This is a genomic window from Alicyclobacillus fodiniaquatilis, from assembly GCF_042678105.1.
GTDB classification, from domain to species: Bacteria; Bacillota; Bacilli; order Alicyclobacillales; family Alicyclobacillaceae; genus Alicyclobacillus; species Alicyclobacillus fodiniaquatilis.
In genome coordinates, this window is record NZ_JBHUCX010000020.1 from 17,790 (window position 1) to 37,898 (window position 20,109).

22 protein-coding genes are annotated in these 20,109 nt (G+C 46.2%); all 22 read left to right on the forward strand.

The window, feature by feature from the left end:
* Positions 1 to 168: 168 nt before the first annotated feature.
* The 22 genes from ACFSB2_RS06460 (at position 169) to ACFSB2_RS06565 (ending at position 20,085) form a co-directional block, all read left to right on the forward strand.
* Positions 169 to 1,809 carry a DEAD/DEAH box helicase family protein gene (locus ACFSB2_RS06460; protein WP_377942217.1) on the forward strand — a complete coding sequence of 547 codons (1,641 nt, stop codon included), beginning with the start codon at positions 169 to 171 and terminating at the stop codon, positions 1,807 to 1,809.
* Positions 1,796 to 3,175, forward strand: coding sequence for a helicase-associated domain-containing protein (locus ACFSB2_RS06465; protein ID WP_377942218.1), 1,380 nt, complete (start codon positions 1,796 to 1,798; stop codon positions 3,173 to 3,175). Before ACFSB2_RS06460 ends, ACFSB2_RS06465 begins: the two co-directional genes overlap by 14 nt.
* A gap of 163 nt (positions 3,176 to 3,338) precedes the next feature.
* Positions 3,339 to 3,908: a YpiB family protein gene (locus tag ACFSB2_RS06470; protein WP_377942219.1), complete on the forward strand. Its 570-nt coding sequence runs from the start codon at positions 3,339 to 3,341 to the stop codon at positions 3,906 to 3,908.
* Between the two features lie 172 nt (positions 3,909 to 4,080).
* The gene (locus ACFSB2_RS06475) at positions 4,081 to 4,608 is read left to right on the forward strand and encodes a class I SAM-dependent methyltransferase (protein ID WP_377942220.1); all 528 of its coding nucleotides are present in this window, start codon (positions 4,081 to 4,083) and stop codon (positions 4,606 to 4,608) included.
* Positions 4,586 to 4,756 carry a hypothetical protein gene (locus ACFSB2_RS06480; protein WP_377942221.1) on the forward strand — a complete coding sequence of 57 codons (171 nt, stop codon included), beginning with the start codon at positions 4,586 to 4,588 and terminating at the stop codon, positions 4,754 to 4,756. Before ACFSB2_RS06475 ends, ACFSB2_RS06480 begins: the two co-directional genes overlap by 23 nt.
* Positions 4,740 to 4,943, forward strand: a complete 204-nt coding sequence (locus ACFSB2_RS06485; protein ID WP_377942222.1) for an acyl-CoA thioester hydrolase/BAAT C-terminal domain-containing protein — start codon at positions 4,740 to 4,742, stop codon at positions 4,941 to 4,943. Before ACFSB2_RS06480 ends, ACFSB2_RS06485 begins: the two co-directional genes overlap by 17 nt.
* A 304-nt stretch (positions 4,944 to 5,247) precedes the next feature.
* Positions 5,248 to 6,507: an MFS transporter gene (locus tag ACFSB2_RS06490; RefSeq protein ID WP_377942223.1), complete on the forward strand. Its 1,260-nt coding sequence runs from the start codon at positions 5,248 to 5,250 to the stop codon at positions 6,505 to 6,507.
* Positions 6,508 to 6,589: 82 nt separating this feature from the next.
* Positions 6,590 to 7,810, forward strand: coding sequence for a S41 family peptidase (locus ACFSB2_RS06495; RefSeq protein WP_377942224.1), 1,221 nt, complete (start codon positions 6,590 to 6,592; stop codon positions 7,808 to 7,810).
* A 75-nt stretch (positions 7,811 to 7,885) separates the two neighbouring features.
* Entirely contained in the window at positions 7,886 to 8,464 is a 579-nt protein-coding gene (locus ACFSB2_RS06500; RefSeq protein ID WP_377942225.1) for a GNAT family N-acetyltransferase, read from the forward strand.
* 816 nt (positions 8,465 to 9,280) lie between these two features.
* Positions 9,281 to 10,246: a helix-turn-helix domain-containing protein gene (locus ACFSB2_RS06505; RefSeq protein ID WP_377942226.1), complete on the forward strand. Its 966-nt coding sequence runs from the start codon at positions 9,281 to 9,283 to the stop codon at positions 10,244 to 10,246.
* A complete protein-coding gene (locus ACFSB2_RS06510) occupies positions 10,243 to 11,556 on the forward strand; it encodes an ABC transporter substrate-binding protein (RefSeq protein ID WP_377942227.1) in 1,314 nt (437 codons plus the stop codon). Before ACFSB2_RS06505 ends, ACFSB2_RS06510 begins: the two co-directional genes overlap by 4 nt.
* Positions 11,557 to 11,609: 53 nt before the next feature.
* A complete protein-coding gene (locus ACFSB2_RS06515; RefSeq protein WP_377942228.1) occupies positions 11,610 to 12,512 on the forward strand; it encodes a carbohydrate ABC transporter permease in 903 nt (300 codons plus the stop codon).
* A complete protein-coding gene (locus ACFSB2_RS06520) occupies positions 12,502 to 13,404 on the forward strand; it encodes a carbohydrate ABC transporter permease (RefSeq protein ID WP_377942229.1) in 903 nt (300 codons plus the stop codon). The genes ACFSB2_RS06515 and ACFSB2_RS06520 overlap by 11 nt, the downstream gene beginning before the upstream one ends.
* A gap of 40 nt (positions 13,405 to 13,444) precedes the next feature.
* On the forward strand, positions 13,445 to 14,350 hold the full coding sequence (locus ACFSB2_RS06525) for a phytanoyl-CoA dioxygenase family protein (RefSeq protein WP_377942230.1): 906 nt from the start codon (positions 13,445 to 13,447) through the stop codon (positions 14,348 to 14,350).
* Between the two features lie 263 nt (positions 14,351 to 14,613).
* Positions 14,614 to 15,000: an NUDIX hydrolase gene (locus tag ACFSB2_RS06530; RefSeq protein WP_377942231.1), complete on the forward strand. Its 387-nt coding sequence runs from the start codon at positions 14,614 to 14,616 to the stop codon at positions 14,998 to 15,000.
* A 165-nt stretch (positions 15,001 to 15,165) separates the two neighbouring features.
* Positions 15,166 to 15,603 (forward strand): GNAT family N-acetyltransferase, encoded by a 438-nt coding sequence (locus ACFSB2_RS06535; protein WP_377942232.1) that lies wholly within the window; start codon positions 15,166 to 15,168, stop codon positions 15,601 to 15,603.
* A 276-nt stretch (positions 15,604 to 15,879) separates the two neighbouring features.
* Positions 15,880 to 16,035 carry a phosphotransferase-like protein gene (locus tag ACFSB2_RS06540; RefSeq protein ID WP_377942601.1) on the forward strand — a complete coding sequence of 52 codons (156 nt, stop codon included), beginning with the start codon at positions 15,880 to 15,882 and terminating at the stop codon, positions 16,033 to 16,035.
* A 56-nt stretch (positions 16,036 to 16,091) separates the two neighbouring features.
* Complete coding sequence (locus tag ACFSB2_RS06545) at positions 16,092 to 16,424, forward strand: phosphotransferase-like protein (RefSeq protein ID WP_377942233.1); 333 nt, start codon at positions 16,092 to 16,094, stop codon at positions 16,422 to 16,424.
* A 646-nt stretch (positions 16,425 to 17,070) separates the two neighbouring features.
* Positions 17,071 to 17,961 (forward strand): phosphotransferase, encoded by an 891-nt coding sequence (locus tag ACFSB2_RS06550; RefSeq protein ID WP_377942234.1) that lies wholly within the window; start codon positions 17,071 to 17,073, stop codon positions 17,959 to 17,961.
* 36 nt (positions 17,962 to 17,997) lie between these two features.
* The gene (locus ACFSB2_RS06555) at positions 17,998 to 18,588 is read left to right on the forward strand and encodes a hypothetical protein (RefSeq protein WP_377942235.1); all 591 of its coding nucleotides are present in this window, start codon (positions 17,998 to 18,000) and stop codon (positions 18,586 to 18,588) included.
* Positions 18,589 to 18,637: 49 nt separating this feature from the next.
* Entirely contained in the window at positions 18,638 to 19,120 is a 483-nt protein-coding gene (locus ACFSB2_RS06560) for an NUDIX hydrolase (protein ID WP_377942236.1), read from the forward strand.
* Between the two features lie 221 nt (positions 19,121 to 19,341).
* A complete protein-coding gene (locus ACFSB2_RS06565) occupies positions 19,342 to 20,085 on the forward strand; it encodes an SDR family NAD(P)-dependent oxidoreductase (RefSeq protein ID WP_377942237.1) in 744 nt (247 codons plus the stop codon).
* Positions 20,086 to 20,109 lie beyond the last annotated feature (24 nt).

The window sequence follows — 20,109 nt, forward strand, 5'->3', positions numbered from 1 at the left end:
TCCTAGCAGAATCTCCTGTATGGAATCCGTGAAAGCGGATTCCTATTTTTTTGCCTCTGAATAGGTATACATTCCATGAATTTCATTAAAAATACATTTAACTTAAGCGTTGCATAACGCTCAACGAAAAACCATCGCAAATCAGATGGCAGGGTGAGATGAGCAAGCATGATTTATCCGCAAGGCATGGACACGCTCTACGTCGATCACGGCGACGACATGCACATCATCCATCAGTTGGATTGTTTTGCGCAGCGCATACACGAACGACCGCCGTTCTTTGTGTACAAATTGACACATGAACAGTTGTGGAATGCATGTCGCACCGGATGGTCTGCAGCCAAAGTCATTCAATTTATAAGAACGCACACCAATACACCGCTCCCGTCAACCTTACAACAACACGTGGTACAGACAATGGGGAGGTGGGGGCAACTGCGCCTGGAAACGGATCGCAACGATGTCGTCCTCACTGGCGCTAAAAAAGTGATGGACGAAATCCAGCGCTTACCCTCCGTGACAAAACAGGCAAGCTCGCGTGGTCCCGACAGCATGATTTTCCCGCACACAGCCATCGCGCTTGTCAAAGTCGCATTGGCAAAACACGGTTTCCATGTCGCAGATGCAACGGCAGCAACAACCACGGGCAAATCCCTCTCGGTTCAGTTGCGCGAAGACAAGCCATTGCGTCCATATCAATCCACAGCCATCTCCCGCTTCGTGGATGGCAATCTGCAATCCGGTGTGATGGTGCTGCCATGCGGCGCAGGCAAAACAGTCATCGGCGTCGGCGTGATGGCCGTATTGGCCGTACATACGCTCGTGCTCGTGCCAAACGAAGCATCCGCGGCGCAGTGGCACAAACACATACTCGACTTTACGACGTTGACGCCTGACATCGTATCCATCGACGACGGCTTCAACACGCCCACCCCCGTCACAATCACTACGTACCAACGCCTGACCGCCCGCCGCAAGAACGGCGATTTCCACCATTTGCGGCGCTATACCAAACACACCTGGGGCCTCATCATCTATGACGAAGTGCATTTGTTGCCTGCACCCTTGTTCCGCCTGGCTGCTGATCTGCAAAGTGCACGCCGACTGGGTCTCAGTGCGACACTGATTCGCGAAGACGGGCGCGCCAGCGATGTATTCACGCTCATTGGGCCAAAGTGCTACGAAGTGCACACGGTCGATCTCGTCCGCCAAGGCTACCTGTCTCAAGTTCGCTGTCAGGAAATTCTCGTCCCACTCAATGCCGCTGCACAAAAGACGTATGATGCTGCGCCCATTCGTCTAAAACATCGCCTGGCAGCCGATAACGAGGATAAGTTGCCACTGGTTCTATCGCTATGCGCGCGCCATCGCGATCAACAAATTCTCGTGATGGGGCACTATACCGCATTTCTGGCGAAAGTGGCGCGCCAATTGAATTGCCCGCTGCTGTCTGGCGACACGCCAAAGGCGGATCGTCTGAAAGCATATACCGCATTTCGCAAAGGCGAGGTTTCCTGCCTCGTCCTCTCGCGCATTGCCAACGTCGCAGTCGATCTCCCCAACGCCGATGTGGCCATCCAGATCTCCGGATTATTTGGTTCACGCCAGGAAGAAGCGCAGCGCCTTGGCCGCTTGCTGCGCCCCAAAGCAGAGGGTGGATTGTTTTACACATTGGTCAGCGCGCAGACGGTCGAAGAGAAGACCGCGCGCCATCGACAACACTTTTTGTTGGAACACGGGTACACCTACGAGACCATGACGGCCGCTGAAATGGAAAAAGAAAGGATGATGAACGTTGAAATTGAGTGAATGTCTCAATCACGCGTCGGTCACTACGTTGCGGAAAATTGCCGTGCATCAGGAGTTGTCCTGTTCTTTGCACTCCAAACACGATTTGATGCAAACCATTCTGTTTCACATGCGCTGGCAGACACATCTCGATACGATGGTCTCCCGTTGGCTCACCGATTGGCGCGAAGCCATGACCCGATTGGCGCTGGCCAACCGTGCACACTTTTCCCAAGAAGAAGTGGCGGCCCTGTTTACCAGCAACGAGTTTCCGCCCAATGCCCTTGACACGGCGCTATCCCAGGGTTGGTTGTTTTCCCGGACGGAAAAATCGATGCGTCCGACCTATGTCATACCCGACGACGTGCGGGAAGCCATACGCAAACAGCTTCGTGACAACTTCATGTGCAAGTTGTCCACACGCGAAGATGAGCCGTTGATTCAACAAGAGGAGGCTTTTGCCCTCATCAGCGACTTGACCACCTTCATAGATTACATACAACATCACGACGTTCCGTTGACAACAGAGGGTGCGATGTATAAACGAAACACCCAGCAACTGATGGAACTGTTCGAGGTGCCTGAAGACTTGACCGTGCCTGAGTGGCGATTTGGCTACGGTCGCAGAGCACATGACTACCCAGACAGGTTCGCTTTGCTCTACGATTTTGCGTACGACGCGGAGCTGATTCGCGAACAAGCGGATCAAACACTTCAAATCACCGACCAAGCTCAAGATTGGCGCGCTTTAGCGAAACCCCGTCAACTTCAACGCATGCTGCGCTTTTATCTGCGCCTTTATCGCCGCCCTATCCCGCGACTGCGCGAGATTGTAGAAGTGATGCGGCAAATCGGCGATAAGTGGGTGGAGAAAGCGTCCGTTCTCGAAGCGTGCGGGAACATGGTGACCGCTTTTTACTACGACACGAGAGAAGATGTGTTTGCCAAACGCATCCTGAAGATGCTGACCCACCTTGGTGTCATTCGCACAGGTTTTGATGAAGAATCTGGTCCAGTGTGGTTTCAAATGACGAATCTCGGTCAAGAATTACTAACACAAGACGAGATGAGCTTGGTGGAGGAAAGCGTCCCAAGCCAAGCGTCTCTCATTGTTCAGCCGAATTTCGAGGTGATGGTCACTCTTCACAATGCCGAAGTGGAAGGTATCCTCGCGCAATTTGCGGATCTTAAGAGTTCTGGCGCCATCCGCATCTATCGCATTCTTGAGCACACGGTCACACGTGGCTTACATTCAGGATACGATTTTCAAGCTTGGCGTGAATTGTTGACCAAACAAAGCCTAGGCCCAATTCCGGGCAATGTCGAGCGCACGCTCAACGAATGGATGGCTGTCTACATGTCGTCGCAACGTCCAATGAGTTCCTGATATTCGGCAGTGTGTCACGGCAGGAGAGCAATGTTGAGAAAAACAGACGTCTGCAGGAAAAATGTGCAGAAGACCCGAATATAATACACAAAGGATTCTCACATTTGCTCACTGCACTTTGGCCGAATTATCGGAGATATGTGAAACAGGGAGGAGAATGGCTATGGGAACCATCGTATCTGTGGCTGAAAAGAAACATTTTCTGCGCTGGTTTCTGGCCAATTACGATTTGCAGAGTCGTGAGGCGGAAATGTTGTTACGGTATATGATGACTCGCGATAACGTGTTACAGCGTGTTCATTTTGTCGATAACTTTCGTCACTTTTCCCGGGTGATCGTCGTCTCTACAACTTGCGTCCATGTCGCTCCATTTCGATACTATCGTCGCAACAAACCGGTCACAACCGATGTTGAGCAAGCGTTTATTGATTTATATCAACACCCAGACGATGATGTATACGTTGGGTTGTTCTTTAAAGACCGTTCCACTTGCCCAGAATATGCAGCTGTGTTAGAAGAAACCACCAAGACAGAGATGGATCCAGCAGTCAAAGAACTGCTGTCTCTGCAAGCAGAATGGGTCATAGATCAATCCTTACGCAGCTTTCATCGCAAACAGCTGATGCAAGAGGTCGACCGTGCACTCGATTCCGGGGATCGGATGGCGTTCATCATGGCGAGTCGTCGCCTGATTGAGTTTGACCAAAATGAACTCGTGGCTGCAAGTACGTGATGGGCTTCAGAAAAAAAGGCATCGACTTTTGTCGGTGCTTCTTTTTTGTGTGCACAGGGCTATAGGCTCAACCTATCCAAGTGATAGCATACATATCTTCGACACCTCCCGTCTGATGACGTACCATGAAATCAACGCAATCCCATTGTGATCGCCAAAAGGAGGAATCATCTTGCGTACTGCCGACTCGCAGTTTGCAAAAAATGCCGAAAAGTATCGTGATGCCCCGTTGTTTGCTGAAGGAGAAGATCTTGGCCTCATGGTCAATTCGATCCGCCTGTCAGGCACAGAAACCGTCTTGGACATCGGCGCAGGCGCCGGACATACCGCGCTGGCGTTTGCTCCACATGTGCAATTCTGTTATGGCGTCGACGTCACCGAGGAAATGGTGCAGGTGGCAAACCAATTTGCAGCAGACAAAGGTGTGCGCAATGCCCAATTCCAAGTGGGAGACGTGGCAGAACTGCCATATGACGACGCTTCGTTCGATATCGTCACATGCCGTTTTGCCGCCCACCATTTCACCGATGTGGAGCGGGCAGGTGTGACGCAAGAAATGCGCCAGAAACTCGTCTCATTTTTGCAGTCCGCCGCTCCAGATTGCAAAGAGACATTTCGCGTGATGTTTACTGAAGATGGCGTACCGCAATCATTCTGCCTAAAAGTGGCGCTGGTGCATGGGCGCAAACGTTCTGTTTGACGATCACGCCCGCACAAAGGCTGATGTCATCGTGGAGCTACAGGACGTAAATCAAGGTGATGGAGGACCTCCATGTGAAGGCCGTGAAGGGCGGTCTTCCATGACCGTCGTCCTATTTAGCGGACATGGTCATGAAGAGGTTGGATGATCATGGTCACCCATTTGCTCATCAACACTTATTTTACCCGAAAGCTGGTCACAGCATTTTTCCCCCTTTTTATCCCACGACAAGTCGAAATGGACCCTTTGATCTTGGCGGGAACCCGACTGACGATGCCTTCGCACAGGCCGATTCCTGGGAGAAAATACTGCAATTTCTGAAGGACGACACATAAACAACCACATATGATTTGCGACAGTGCACGATAGATTGCCGTCCACCTCAATGAAGCCAACCGTAGACTTGCCAGAACCGAAGAGGTATTATGAAACTCATCCAGGAAATTATTTCTATAGCTAGTTAGGGGAACTCCATATGAATGCGCTTTCCCTTCTTGATAAATTTGTAAGAAAACTGAGGCTCATCCCTTAGAGGAGCACGTCGAATTTGCAGGCGTACGACGTACATGATGATGTGTTCTTTCAGTATTCAGCGCGTATAGCGTAGCTACACAATTGCACTACGGGAAGATGGATCTCATGCATTTTAATACGACAATCTTGAAAAATAAGAATTTTTTATCCTATTGGAGCGGTGGACTGATTTCAGGACTTGGCGACGCCATGTTTCTACTCGCGCTCAATTGGATGGTCGTGGAGAAAACAAACTCGGGCTTCATTCTCGGAACGATCATGGCGAGTATTTCACTGCCTCAAATCTTGCTTGTCACCATTGGCGGCGTGATTGCGGATCGCCTGAATCCCAAATGGGTCATGATTGCATCCGATGCGGTGCGCGGACTTATCATGGTTTTTCTGGTTGTCATGAGCTTTGACGGTGTGCCGCCCATGTGGACGTTGTTTATGATGGCCATCATCTATGGCTGCATGGATGCGGTATTTTTTCCTGCACAGTCAGCGTTTCAGCAAAGACTCGTTTCTTCGGAACAATACACGCAATCCTTTGGATTGTTGATGATTAGTGTTCAAGTCGCAGGGATTGCGGGTCCCGTTCTTGGTGGCGCGTTGATCTCCAAATGGGGTTACCAACTTGTTATTGTCGCGAATGGCCTCTCGTTTGTTTGCTCCATTTTGCTTCTACTCTTGGTCAAACCGCTTCCCGCCGCATCTGCGGATGAAGCAGAAAAAGAGAGACTATCTTTTTTATCCGATATCCATGTCGGTATTCGATACGTACTCAAAAACCATTTGATTTTAACGACATCCTTGAGTGCATTTTTGGTCAATGCTTGCGTACAAGCCACTTTCATTGCGATTCCATTCTTAGCCAAACAAGCTCATTTGGGTGCACAAGGGTTTGGTTTGATGAATATGGGCATTGGGATCGGCGGCGCATTCGCAGCAATCTTCTTCGCTTTCATTCGAATTCAAAAACCAACACCCAGAATGACCTTTCTCGCTTGTTTTTTCGAAGGTCTAGCGTTTCTAGGGCTCGTCTTTACGCGGGCGTTGTGGCCACTCATTGGTACGATGCTCGTGATTGGCATCACGGAAGCGGTGGTAAACACCATTGCGCCCAGTGTGAATCAGAAAATTATCCCGCCACACCTCATTGGGCGAGTTATCAGTTTTATGATTGTTTTAATGTCGGGCTCGGAACCATTGGCACGCGCATTTTCAGGATGGATGATTCAGTGGTCAGGCGTTACGGTTTTGTTGATTTGCACGGGCGTTCTGGAGATGGTTGTAGCTGTTATCGGTTATTTCATGCCAGTTATCCGAAATTACGCTTCGGAGCAAGCGCAAATCATGGCTCAAGACGGAACGATGAAAGAGTGACGGCTATCACCTTAAATATTGTCGATCACACTGTATTTTTCCAGTTTATATGAAATCAGTACGAGACGAGGAGGAATTTTTAATGAACCATCTCTCTGTTGAGGAACGAGCTTGGCTACTTGGGAGGCTATACCGCAATATCAGCGAATATTTCGCACACTGGGAAGATGCGGCGTTTACACACGATCAAATGGACGACATATACCGGGAATGGCTTGATGTAGGATTAAAACTTGACGAACGTAGAGATTTTATGGACTTTCTCCGCAAATGTATGACGGGCCTTAGAAATGGACACTCATGGTGTACCGATGCTACAGCCTATGAAGGTGGTGCTAAACTTGGTTTTCTCTTAGAAAAAATCGATGGTCAATGGATTGTTGTGGATAGTGAAGTACGCGAAGTTAAAGTGGGCTATGTGATGGAATCCATTGATGGACATACGCCCGACGAATGGATGAAAAAATTCGAAGACTATTTGATAGGCACGAGTCCAGAAACCCGGCAAACAGAATGGCAGGGGCAAATGCCAACAATATGGAAAGCTGACGCCGCGGCACTTCTCGTCCGTGATTTCTCTGACAAGATATGCGAAGTCAAATATCATCCTCCAAAATGGGAACTCAAAACGGCAATGCAGACCAGTTCACGAGACGCACACACTGAAGGAAAATGGCTTGTGGACCAAAAAGTTGGGTACATACGCATTCCATCGTTCAATGAACCACATTTCGAGGATGACGCTTTAAACTATGTACAGCAATTCGTGAATGCTCGTGCCATCGTGATCGACGTTCGCAACAATGGCGGTGGAAGTACCCCGGCCCAATTGATTGCAGCGCTTATGGAAAGGCCATACAGATGGTGGACTGAAACATCACCCAATGTCGGTTATTTGCACCGGAGACATACTGATCAACGCGGCCGTCTGGCCGTGTTAGAGAATGGTTCTGCACGTTGGGAAAGCGACTATACTCAACCTGAAAGCTGCATTTATCGCGCCAAAGTGATTATCCTCGCAAACCAGGACACTGGGTCAGCGGCGGAGGATTTGGTCATGCCGTTTAAAGACACAGGACGTGCCACGGTGATTGGAAAACCTACAGCAGGTTGTACTGGACAACCGCAGTATTGGACTTATCGAGATATTCACTTCTGCGTCGGTGCCATCCGCGCTTACATGCCATCCGCAGAACCATTCGAGGGCATTGGGATGGCGCCGGATATATTGGTTAAAAGAACTCGGGAAGATCTTATCTGCGGCAGGGATCCCGTTCTTCAGCGAGCCTTGGATGTGCTGTAGCTTTTTAACGCCTCAAACAGCATTGCAGTGTATATGGTAAATAAAACAAATGATAGTGGATAAAGGAACTGAAATATGGGAGACATTGAAATTACATTTGAAGATACGACGAAATTGCAAGAATACGGGAAAGTCCCAATTGCATTTACTGTTCATTCTATCTTAGAAGTAAACCAGCTAAGAAACGGGCTCGGAGGGCTAATCCTTGAAGAAGTCCCAGTAGAAAAATCTTATTGCGTTGACTTTGATTCTGAAAAGGAGAATGGTCCGGAAAGATGGTTAAAAAGATGGGATACAGAAAACTGGGGCGTAATTGCAGCCTTTGATCAAAAAAAGCGAATTGGAGGGGCTGTCATTGCTTATGACACCCCGGGAGTTAACGCTCTTGAAGGTAGAAGGGATATTGCAGCTTTGTGGGATATAAGAGTTGATTACGATTATCGGAGTAGGGGCATTGGTTCTGCCATTTTTCTTAAATGCATAGAGTGGTGCCGGTACAGAAAATGTAAATTATTAAAAATCGAATGTCAAAACGATAACGTCCGAGCGTGTAAGTTCTATGCTAAACAAGGGGCACTATTAGGTGAAGTGAATCTTTACGCATATCCAGATAAACCCGATATATCACGTTTGACTTGGTATTCCAAATTATAACTCATTTTAACAATCAATTTTGCGAAGAAAGGCATGGGAAACTTCTATTCAGGTAAGTTTACAGCCACTATAAATCGCATTTGCAAATTGTTTCCCATTGAACTTATGTTTTTGCGCTCTTGGGCAGTTCGATAAGGATTTACTAGGATTACACCCTTTGGATGTGAAATACGCATCCACATGGTTGGTTTGGTTTTACAGCAAAACTTTGTCAAATGCATAAAATCACACGTATCTCTATGCCTCCTTAATGTGATTCTGCGGTTTAGCCGCTAATAGTCGGTTAGGTAGGGCAAGTGGAATTACCGAGCGGGCACTTGCATAAGTTTCAGGAAACTAAGCTGCGTACGGAAACCTGTTGTCGCAAATTCAACGTCCTTTAGTATGGTTAAGGCCACCATTGAGCATCTGAAGATCTAAACTCACCGAAGATCGGATTGGGAGGTGATCCAAATTCAGTGACATGGTAAGTCCCTGCATAAAAGTATAGACAAATTGGTCGATACAATGGAACTGCCAAAGGAAAGGACAAGCTGGAGAAACGACCGGGCCGCCGCTTCAGCCACATCTTGAGATGTACCGCTTGGCCATGCGATGCTACCTTAATACACCGGGTATTCATTAATGATTGAATTCATTTGATATTCATGTAAAAGGATCGCAGTAGTCGGAGGTGAATTGTGCTTACAAACACCGTATCAAACCAATCCAATTTTTAATCAATCTAATTTATTGCCCAAGAGCTTCCGTTCATTTAGAGTTGAAGAATGATAACGTTTTCATAATCTGATGCCTGCTTGTGATGGGGGCTAATTTATGAGTGTGACAAGGCATCTTAATTCGAATAGCAGCATTCCAAGCATCGTTTTCGCTGGGGAGGTTATTGTGAAACCGGACTCTCAATTGGAACCAAGGGTAATACCTGAATTTGAGTTAGTGTACTTCCCCAAGAAATCCAATACATGTTATATGGTGGGTGATAGAAGGTATGAGGTCTCCTCCCCGGGATTTATCATCACGCGTCCAGGTGAAGAGCATGCGTATCTTTTCGATCCAGTTGAGGCCACGAGGCATTTATTTGTCCACTTTACACTTGAAAAACAGATTGAATTGGAACTGGAACTGGAACTATTGCGCCGCGCAGTGTGGATGACTTCTTATAATACACTTTTGCCTGCTCTTCTAAAAAACATTCTGAACATGGCATATGAGAAGAACTTTCGTTGGCAAGAACGCTGTAACCGGATGTTAGGTGTTGTGCTAGAGGAGCTCAACGCAGAGTTTTGTCAGGAGGAAGCGCAAAGAGAACCCTCCGTGTCAATTTGTTGTTCACCGCAATTAAAGGCAGTGCTGCAGTTTATCGATGAAAATTTGGATCGAAACTTCAGGATTTCCGAACTTGCTTCATTTGCCGGATGGACACAGTCCCATTTGAGTCGCGTAGTGAAAGAGTACACGGGAGTGTCTCCAAGTTTGTTCATCATGAACAAACGCATTGAGCGTGCATGCCAACTTTTGGTATACGGTGAGATGACCGGAATTAAGGAGGTGGCCTATGCGTTAGGTTTTGAAGACGAGAAGTATTTCTGTCGTTGTTTTCGCAGGATTACTGGCATGTCTGCGTCTGAATACAGGGCAGCTTATGGGGACGCAAGGTTTCGAAATTTATATCCCGTTGGTAATGGGGATACGACTTATCCTTTAAATAGGTGGTTCTATTTTAATGCGTTAGATGTCGGCTCAGTGAAGACAAGTGAGAAGGGAGTTGACATGGGAGAATGAACAAGTTCTTACGAGGAAGACTGAAAGTTGTCACCTACTGCGGGCTAAGTTTAGCAACTGTGTCAGGCTTGGTCGGATGTGGCACTCAGGCGAACAAACCGGTGACCATCACCGTTTGGACCTACGGAAATTACGTTGTTGCTCCTCAAATAGCGCAGGAATTCAACAGTCAACATCCTGGCATTCACCTGGTTTTTTCACCGATTCCTCTACCGCCGGGCCAGTCCAGTTACGCGTTTGTCACTGGCAAATTGATCGCCTCTGAACTTTCTGGAACAGCACCGAACATTATACTCAATGACCAAACGACCACAGCCGGATGGGCCTCTAAAAATTTACTCGTTTCACTGAATCCATATTTAAAGCAAATCGGTGTATCAAAACAGGACTACCCAAGTGGTGCGTGGGCGAGTGCAATGTACCAAAAGAACGTGTACGGTGCGCCTGTGGATTGGGATCCAGATAACATGCTCTACTACAATATCGATTTGATGAAAAAGGCGGGAATTTCGTCCCCTCCCAAGACATTCAACGTACTCTGGACCGACGCGAAAAAGTTGACTGTCAAAAAAGGAAAGTCATATACCCAGATGGGGTTTATCCCATGGGAGGGATACGGCTTTAATGTATTCGGCTGGGCGCATCTATACGGTGGAACACCACAGTCGCCAAATGGAACAATATTGCTCAACAGCCCTGCGATGCTGAAGTCGGTGACATGGGAGCAACAGTGGGCAAAGCAGTATGGTCCGAATGCAATTGGAAATTTCCTATCTGCTACACCGAATGGCATGGATCCGTTTGTCGACGGTAAATTGGCCTTTATGGTTACAGGAGATTGGGAATTGCCTAGTTTACAAAAATACGCGCCGAACTTTAAATTTGGAAAGGATTGGGGCGTGGCGACCGCGCCGGTTCCTGCAGGTGGAACAACAGACTATCTAGCTTCTGGATGGTCCTGGGTGGTTCCTAAAAAGGTACCTCATCTACAAGAAACGCTCAAAGTCATTCAATGGTTGAGCGAACCTCAACACAACGCGGATTGGTGTATTGGGACAGGATGGATTCCGGCCTCCAATCCTGTTTTGAAACAAGCGACGCCGATGCTTATTAAGAAAGATCCTGGCTTTGAACCATTTATCGAAGAGCGTAATCTCCATCCAAATTTGACACCTGAATTTCCAGCCACGAACAATGCAGAAACGGTCGAAATAGAGGGCACATCTGCGGAAAACGAAGTCACAACCCTTACCTCATCTCCAAAAGCGGCGCTGAATAAAGCTCAAACCCGTGCCAAATCCGGCATCTAGTGTCTACACGGCGCATCCGTTTAGTCGACGGAATTCAAAAGGGAGTGAATGCCATGGTATCGCTCATCAAGGATAAGCGTGAGCTTAGACGAATGGGGAAAGGGTTGTTATTCATCTCCCCATGGTTGATTGGCTATCTTTTGTTTATGGCGTACCCGTTGTTGTCCTCGCTATACTACAGCTTCACCAGTTATGACGTCATTAGTCCAGCACACTGGGTTGGATTGCAAAACTATATCAAAATTCTCAGTAGTGACACCGTGTTTTATCAAGCCATACGAAACACCCTGTATTTTACAATTGTGTCCGTAGTCTTTGGTACGATTGTGTCGTTCGCCATTGCTTTGCTTCTGAACAAAATTCGCTATTTTGCTTCCATTTTTCGTACGGTCGTTTTTCTGCCAAGTGTTCTTCCAGCCGTAGCTGGAACCATTCTGTTCGTCTGGGTACTCAATCCTTCTTACGGGATTGTCAATGCCTTTTTGCGACTTTTGCACATCCCAGCCCCGGCATGGTTTTCCGATCCGCATTGGTCCATACCAGGCCTTGTTCTCATGAGCGCCTGGACAGCCGGTCCATGGGTCATCATTTATTTGTCCGCACTGCAGGGTTTGCCGGAAGATGTCTATGAAGCTGCGGAACTAGATGGTTGCAAACCTTGGACGGCGTTGTTTCGAATCACGATCCCACTTTTAAGCCCAGTCATTTTCTTTAACGTGATCATGAGTGTAATTGGCGGGTTGCAGACATTTACCCAGGGGTTTATCGCGGGTGGTCTAGATGGCGCGCCCGCAGGAAGTCTGTTGTTCTATGGAATGTACATTTACGAACAAGCTTTTGCTTTTTTCAACATGGGATACGCAAGCGCACTTGCATGGATTTTGTTTATCGTTACAGCGATTTGTACTGCTTTTGTCAGCCGCATGTTAGGGAGGTATACGTACTATGAAAACTGAAGTGACGCTGACATCTGATTTGGAGGCAGGGAAAGGTAAACGGCCAACAGCATCTGGAAGGCTTAGTGCCGCATCTGTAACAGGTGTCATTATCAAGTATTTAGTGATTACCATCATTTCTGTTGCTTTTATATTGCCATTCTTGTGGCTCTTGAGTAGTTCCTTGAAATCGTCAGCGCAAGAGTTTGTCCTACCGCCGCAATGGTGGCCGAAACCGTTTAAGTGGGCCAACTTTCCGGACGTGTTTTCGTACATTCCATTTGCTCGATTTTACTTGAACACGGTCACCATCACAGCGGGCACAGTCGTAGGTTCCATTCTATCGAGTGTCGTCGTCGCATATGGCTTCTCGCGTATGCAGTGGAAGGGGAGGGAATTGTTTTTCAACCTCATGCTCTCGTCGTTGATGATTCCATTCATCGTCGTTTTAATTCCCCAATACCTGTTGTTTCACAGTTTCGGTTGGATCAACACTTACTATCCCTTAATTGTGCCTGCATTTGCGGGGAATGCGTTTTTTATCTTCATGTTGCGTCAGTTCTTTCGCAGGATTCCCGAGGAGATATCAGACGCCGCGCGGATCGACGGGGCTGGGGAACTCAGGATACTGACTCATATCATCGTACCGCTCGCAAGACCAGCGATTGCAACGGTGGGCGTATTTGCGTTTATGGGAGCCTGGAACGATTTTCTTGGCCCATTGGTTTATCTGAATTCCGAAAACAAGTACACGTTGGCACTCGGGTTAAACATGTTTGTGTCGCTGTACTCTCAGAAATGGCCTTATTTGATGGCAGCTGTCGTAATGACGGTAGTGCCAGTCATCGTCTTGTTCTTCCTCTTTCAAAAGTCTTTTCTTCGCGGTATCACGCTTACAGGCGTATCGCGGTAGGAGCTACGTTATTGCATTTTAAAAACTGGGAGGAATGGATGTGTTAACACAAGCGGAATTAGATTCGTTTCATCAAAATGGGTATTTAATCATGCGGGGCCTCTTTCAAAACCCAGAACTGGAAATGTTACAAAAAGCCGTAGATGTGGTGCAGGCACAAGGGGTAGCTCGTGAAGGTGCTGAACATCGTTATATTCGCAATCACGCAGGGGAGGAGGTTTACTGGAGATCAGAGAAAATGTGGCAAAGAGCGGACATATTTCAGATTGTCACCGTTCATCCAACGCTTTTGGAAAACATCGGGCAATGCATTGGCCGGCCGTTCTTTCCTATCAATGATTCTTTGGTTGTAAAATTGACAGACAATGGGGCGCCTGTCACATGGCATCAAGATCCGCCATACATGAATGAAAATAGAGATTGGACATTTCCTATCCCGAATTTTACGACCGATATTTACCTAGACCATTCCGGCCCTGATAACGGCTGCGTTTACGCAATTCCAGGTCATCATCTGATTGGCAGTGTCGATTTGACTGGCAAAGGGGAGGAAGAACTGTTCGAGAAATTTGGGGCGATTCCAATTGAAATGGAAGCGGGCGATGTGATGTTTCATTGCCTCTCCACGCCACATGGGTCTCGCGCAAATACATCCTCCCGTCAACGACGGATTTTCTATATCCATTACATGTCTCATGAAGTATACACAGATGCCTATAGTGGATGGGGGCGTTGGGACGAGGGGATTTATTCACGAGCCCGTCAGATGATCGATAAGCGAGTGGCAATGGGTTACGAAACACCGGATGATCGTTCAATGATACAACTTGACCAAACGGGCTTCCAGTTCTCGGGAACGCCTTGTACACCAGAAGGACATTGGGGGAACTTGCAGAAAACAATCGATCCTACGGATGCGCTTGCGATGAAAAAGCTAGAATTATAGTGCTGAATACCCGACACTTAAGGAGCATGGGGGCCGCTAGCTGCGGCCCATCGGAATAGTATCAAAAGGTGGCTATGAGTCCGATCTAAATTTCGACACAGGCAATACATCTCAATTCGCGTCGTACGTCAAAAAGCAGGCAATCTCGTCGAGAATAGGGAACGTAAGCTAAATGTTGTCGTGACAAATGAACGAATGTAGAGAAACGAATAACCCAGAAAACATCTGGACGCTGCAACAGGAATTGTGGAGGTTTTTCGCAAATGTCAACTAGAAGCTGTGCAGCCATTGTAAATGGTGATCGGATTCTCTTGGTACGTCAAATTTACAAAGGGGAAACCTTTTGGACCTTTCCGGGAGGAAGTATTGAACAAAATGAAACACCTGAACAAGCTGCAATTCGTGAGGTTAAAGAAAAATCCGGTGTAGACATAAAAATCCAACATGAGATCCTACAGGTCCATAGTGATAGAATAAATGGATTATATTACTGCTTTCTGGCTGTGTTGATGAATGCCACACCGACTTTAGGATACGATCCAGAATTGCCAGAAGATCAGCAAGAATTGACCGATGTACGCTGGTTTCCAATTGAGCAAGCAAAGAAACTGCCTGAAGTCGAACGGATCATTTCTCTGTTAAATCCGTAGGGTTCACCATGTGCTATTGAAAGTCGTTTTTACACGAGCGAGAGCAAAACTGTGTCTTAAACAATCGGATTTCAAAAATATGGAGCATCCTCAAACTCGGTGATGAAAATTGGGGAAAATTAAACGAGTTGAAATAGCACCTATACTGACAGTGGAAGATCAGGAATGGTTGAAAGACTTATGGTTAAATGCGTGGGCGGAGAAATCATCGTATCTAAAGGAAAAAAGTATCATTTTCAGAATTTGGAGTCTGTCATTGCCTGGATTGATGGTGTTCGAGTTGGCGCGGCAACTTATCGTCTTTGTACCGATGAATGTGAGTTGATAAGCATGAATACGACAGTAGAAGGGGCAGGTATCGGCACTATTTTGATTTCTTTCGTCGAACAGACTGTTCGCCAGACCGGAATACATCGCATTTGGCTCATCACATCAAATGATAATTTGGATGCTTTGCGATTTTATCAAAGACGTGGATATCGCATAACTGCCGTATATCCGAATGCCATTGACGAGGCAAGAAAAATAAAAAACACAATCCCTACAGTCGGTTATTACGATATTCCGATTCATGATGAAATTGAGCTTAAAAAACTACTGTAATTGCTCCATAACGCTGTCCACATGACGCAATGGTACTGGAGAGCACTTTTAGAATTCAAGATGCAATAAACATTGCGAAAAGTCCAGTAAGAATGGAAACGTAAAGTTGCCCAAGCACTGGAGTGACGAATATGTTGGTCCGTAGCGCAAAACACTTTAAAGTGTTCCAATATAGACAATGGGGTGCAAGTGAACTTTACCTTACAAGCATTAAACACTTACTGGATCAGGTATAGTCATTCTAATTACGGAAAGGAACAGTGGTACCCATATATGATGGAGCAAAGAAATTCGACTCTTGAATTGCGAAAGGGAAAAATCGTATTTCTAAACGGGCTAACCAGTTCTGGAAAAACATCTATAGTAGATGCAATCCAGTTGACATCAGATGAATTTTTTATGTCGTTGCAAATGATCTTTGTGAAGAAATGATAGGTGATAGGTACCTGCGTGAAAATTATTGGAAATATCTAAACGATGCAATCATTATGATGTATCATACTGCAAAACTATTTTCTGATCATGGTAAAAATATTCTTATTGACGGTATGATATTAGAAGCGCCCGAGATAAAACCGCATTATGAAAAAGTGAAAGACATTTTTGTTGGATACCCCTTATATATGGTGGAAGTGTTTTGTCCTTTGGAAATTTGCCGTCAAAGAAATATAGAACGTGGAGACAGAAATGAAAGTCAATCAGATTGGCAACACAAAATGATGGCCAAAGATATCGCCTACAATTTTACTGTCAACACACATTTTAATTCCCCTGAAGAATGCACAGATTTAATTCTAAAAAAGGTGTTTGACAAGTCATAGGCACTTTAGACAACTTCTTTACATAATCAATCACTAATATCGATTCAGCGTACTTTGGAGCATGGTCCATTTGACAACCGTCTGTAGAACGAAATGACTCGTACAACGACATACCCTGATTCAAGAGAATGAAGCCGTAATGATGTGCATAGGTTGCTGATTATGACCGTCGGAAAAACCCATAGCGGAAAACGACATTTGCTAAAGCGCTGGAACAACAATTGCACAATTCACTCGTGATTGACCAAGATAATCATGCTGAATTCATCAATACCTATTACAAACCTTTACAACCGAAACAAGGACCAAATGAAATCAAATATGCGGTGACACAAACTATTGTGGATTACGCCATCAATCAGACGAATTATCATCTGATTCTATGCAATTCAAACCTTAATCGTAAAAGTCGCATGAACGTGCTGGACAAGTTCAGTCTAAAGAGGGCGAAGTGACTGCGCCAACACAAGAAGAAGCAGACCATCTGTTTAATGTCAACGACAGCAGCGATGTTCCGCCCATTATTCAGAAAATAATCAATGTCGCTCATAACATATAAGCGTTTCAACAGATGGTACCTACTGACCACGATAAACTAATCATTGTGGTCTGAACTTGATAATAAATACAGAGGAATGAAGCGCCCATGGAAAAGACAAATCTCCAGCTACTGTTCAATGAACCAATAATCGATGCAAAAATACTCGATCCCGGTTATTCAGAACACGCCAGTGATGTATGGCTGGTAAAAACAGCAACCAATGAGGTCATCGTGCGATCCTCACGATTGAATTGTGAGCCAGATCACGAGTTTTGGTGGGGATGCAATTTTTTATTTGGCATTGACCCCAGATATATGATCTATTTTGAACACAACGCAACGTTTCTTAAGCGCATTTCAGATATTCCTGTGCCTGAAATTATTGCACGTAAAAGTGTACACGGCAAAGAGTATTTGATTGTTCAAAAAATGAACGGTGAGATGCCAAAAACATTTATAGGACAGTCAGAGGATTTTCTTCATCAGCTCGGGACATGGCTGGCGAAAGTCCACCTGCATAAATTGAACTACTTTGGAAATCTTGCTAGAACGAAAGTGGATCACAAAGAAAATTTCCATCAAAAACTGTGTCAAGCGATGACGACCATCGTGGATCGAGAACATCATCATACAAGCAAAATTCGATTATATCTGGAAAGTATTCTTAAGGAATTATCCGAGCTCCCCTCACCTGAGCACTTCTGTCCAATTCTGATAGACTTAGATCCATCTCAATTTTTGGTTGAAGACGGGAAGATTTCAGCGATTGTAGATATTGAAGCTTATGCTGTGGGGCCAAGGGAATTCGACTTCATTGGACTTGAATATGTGCTGGATGAAACGGCGTCAAGATCATTTATCAATGGTTACGAGGAGATACTCCAACTTCCCGATTTGTCTTATTGCAGAACGGTCTATAGATATCTCTACAGACTACTGGGTGTGCAAGGCGAGGTAGATTTAGATACATGGTTAGGGCAACCGGCGTTGTTTTAGCATTGAAAGACACCAATAAAGAGGGATGCTACGCAAATGACTGATGACGAACTCTTGAGACAGCAGCATAGTCTTCAGATTGAAGCAAAAGAAGTTGCAGATGAGTTGCAACTCGACGAACTATTAACGACAGTGGGTGAGCCAACTCGAGTTGGCAGTTCCGCGCTCGGATTGATGGTTTGGAGAGACCTGGATATTACCGTGGTATGTTCTTCACTCAACAAGGAAAATATCGCCCACATCGCCAGGGAAATGATGGTCCGGAGAGGCGTGCGAGAGTTGCGATTCCTCAATGACTCCGGTAGTTTGAAAATGGATTCAGACTATCCGGATGGGCTATATCTCGGGATAAAATACAGGTCACTCAACGGCGCAGACTGGAAACTTGATATTTGGTTTGTAGATGAACCTGAAAAACAACCGGATCTTCAACATATCAAAACAATGCCCGCACGAATCACGCCAGAATTGCGCAAGTCCATTCTCAATATCAAGCGTGTTTGGTCAACACGTGTCGAGTACGGCAAACAAGTGACGAGCTATGACATATACACAGCCGTTTTAGATGATGATATACGGACACTGTCTCAATTCGACGAATGGCTACGCAATAAATCCACAAAATGATCAGTTCCTATGGCTACACCATATGAAGTATTAGATGGGAGGTTAAGCTATGGCATTGTACGGCGTCAGACAAATGACGCTGAGTTACATCCAAAGCGGAAGTCGTTTGCTGTTGATGGAGCGGAATCATCAACCGCTTAAAGGATACTGGTTGCCACCAGGGGGACATGTCGAGAAAAACGAGGACGCATATGTCGCTGCAATACATGAGGTTAAAGAGGAATCAGGTTTGACTATCAAGTCTATGCGTTGCAAAGCAATGATAACTTTAGCGACTTCTACCAATGAAAATGCGTTACTATATGCATTTTGGAGCGACGACTTCGAAGGAACACCTGTTTCATCTGCGGAAGGGACATTGCGCTGGATTGAAATCGATGACATCCCAACGTTAAGAATCCCCAATTCTGACGCGTACATATTTCCTTTGATTCGCGATCACGCTGGTCACGAGCCATTATTCATCAAGTGTCAATTGGATGGAGATGACGTGATGGAAGTCATGGTAAATGGGGTTGGTCGAATTATATGAGCTTGGGCACAAAATGCTGTGAGGCAATATCATTGAAAAATCATTATAACAAAATGAGACCAGTACGAGGCAGCTCCTGGACAGAACCACCATCACCAGTCTCTTTACATATTTATGCACAAATTTCTTGCATGTCAAGTATAACCTAAATTGTCGACTTGGGTATATAACTGTATTCATAACATCGTGAATGTGTCAGTTGAACAAAGGAGTCGACAAAGATGTTACTCGCTAACAAAGTGGCAGTGATTACCGGCGCAGCATCGGGGATCGGAGAAGCGACAGCAGTGCTACTTGCCTGCGAAGGAGCGAAAGTGGTGATTGGCGATGTTGTCGAAAGCGCCAGTGCTGTGGTTGAAAAAATTCGACGGAGTGGTGGTGACGCCTCATTTGTCCACTGCGACGTGACAAATGAATCTAGCGTGGAGCAACTCATGCAGGAGGCAGTTACTCAATATGGAAAACTGGACATCCTGGTTGCCAACGCAGGGATTCCAGAAAAAAAGAGTCCCGTGCACGAGATGCAGATGGATGACTGGCATAGGGTGATCGATATTGATTTAACCGGTGTCGTGATCACGAACAAGTACGCCATTCAACACATGCTAGCCAACGGTTCTGGCTCCATTGTAAACATGGGCTCCATTTTAGCGCACGTAGGCCAGATGAATAGCACGGCTTATTCCGCCGCAAAGGCAGCAGTCGTCAACTTTACCCGGTCACAAGCCCTGACTTACGCGCAACGTGGCATACGAATCAACAGCATTTCACCTGGTTATGTGCAAACGCCTTTGATTCATAAGCTTCCAAAGGAAACTGTGACAGCGATGGTTGCGAGGCATCCAATGGGACGATTGGCTGAACCAGAGGAGATCGCGGAGGCCATTGTGTTTTTGCTCAGTGATAAAGCGTCCTTCATCACTGGTACAGACCTGGCGGTCGATGGAGGGTACACAGCACAGTAGGACCAATCTGCACGCAATGGGGGA

Bases quoted from the DNA above. Each gene is read 5' to 3' on its own strand.
- ACFSB2_RS06555 (WP_377942235.1), top strand. From the start codon at position 17,998: ATGACTGATGACGAACTCTTGAGACAGCAGCATAGTCTTCAGATTGAA.
- ACFSB2_RS06490 (WP_377942223.1), top strand. From the start codon at position 5,248: ATGCATTTTAATACGACAATCTTGAAAAATAAGAATTTTTTATCCTAT.
- ACFSB2_RS06520 (WP_377942229.1), top strand. From the start codon at position 12,502: ATGAAAACTGAAGTGACGCTGACATCTGATTTGGAGGCAGGGAAAGGT.
- ACFSB2_RS06565 (WP_377942237.1), top strand. From the start codon at position 19,342: ATGTTACTCGCTAACAAAGTGGCAGTGATTACCGGCGCAGCATCGGGG.
- ACFSB2_RS06560 (WP_377942236.1), top strand. From the start codon at position 18,638: ATGGCATTGTACGGCGTCAGACAAATGACGCTGAGTTACATCCAAAGC.
- ACFSB2_RS06515 (WP_377942228.1), top strand. From the start codon at position 11,610: ATGGTATCGCTCATCAAGGATAAGCGTGAGCTTAGACGAATGGGGAAA.
- ACFSB2_RS06550 (WP_377942234.1), top strand. From the start codon at position 17,071: ATGGAAAAGACAAATCTCCAGCTACTGTTCAATGAACCAATAATCGAT.
- ACFSB2_RS06505 (WP_377942226.1), top strand. From the start codon at position 9,281: ATGAGTGTGACAAGGCATCTTAATTCGAATAGCAGCATTCCAAGCATC.
- ACFSB2_RS06485 (WP_377942222.1), top strand. From the start codon at position 4,740: ATGAAGAGGTTGGATGATCATGGTCACCCATTTGCTCATCAACACTTA.
- ACFSB2_RS06510 (WP_377942227.1), top strand. From the start codon at position 10,243: ATGAACAAGTTCTTACGAGGAAGACTGAAAGTTGTCACCTACTGCGGG.
- ACFSB2_RS06480 (WP_377942221.1), top strand. From the start codon at position 4,586: ATGGGCGCAAACGTTCTGTTTGACGATCACGCCCGCACAAAGGCTGAT.
- ACFSB2_RS06500 (WP_377942225.1), top strand. From the start codon at position 7,886: ATGGGAGACATTGAAATTACATTTGAAGATACGACGAAATTGCAAGAA.
- ACFSB2_RS06470 (WP_377942219.1), top strand. From the start codon at position 3,339: ATGGGAACCATCGTATCTGTGGCTGAAAAGAAACATTTTCTGCGCTGG.
- ACFSB2_RS06460 (WP_377942217.1), top strand. From the start codon at position 169: ATGATTTATCCGCAAGGCATGGACACGCTCTACGTCGATCACGGCGAC.
- ACFSB2_RS06530 (WP_377942231.1), top strand. From the start codon at position 14,614: ATGTCAACTAGAAGCTGTGCAGCCATTGTAAATGGTGATCGGATTCTC.
- ACFSB2_RS06535 (WP_377942232.1), top strand. From the start codon at position 15,166: ATGGTTGAAAGACTTATGGTTAAATGCGTGGGCGGAGAAATCATCGTA.
- ACFSB2_RS06545 (WP_377942233.1), top strand. From the start codon at position 16,092: ATGATGTATCATACTGCAAAACTATTTTCTGATCATGGTAAAAATATT.
- ACFSB2_RS06540 (WP_377942601.1), top strand. From the start codon at position 15,880: ATGGAGCAAAGAAATTCGACTCTTGAATTGCGAAAGGGAAAAATCGTA.
- ACFSB2_RS06495 (WP_377942224.1), top strand. From the start codon at position 6,590: ATGAACCATCTCTCTGTTGAGGAACGAGCTTGGCTACTTGGGAGGCTA.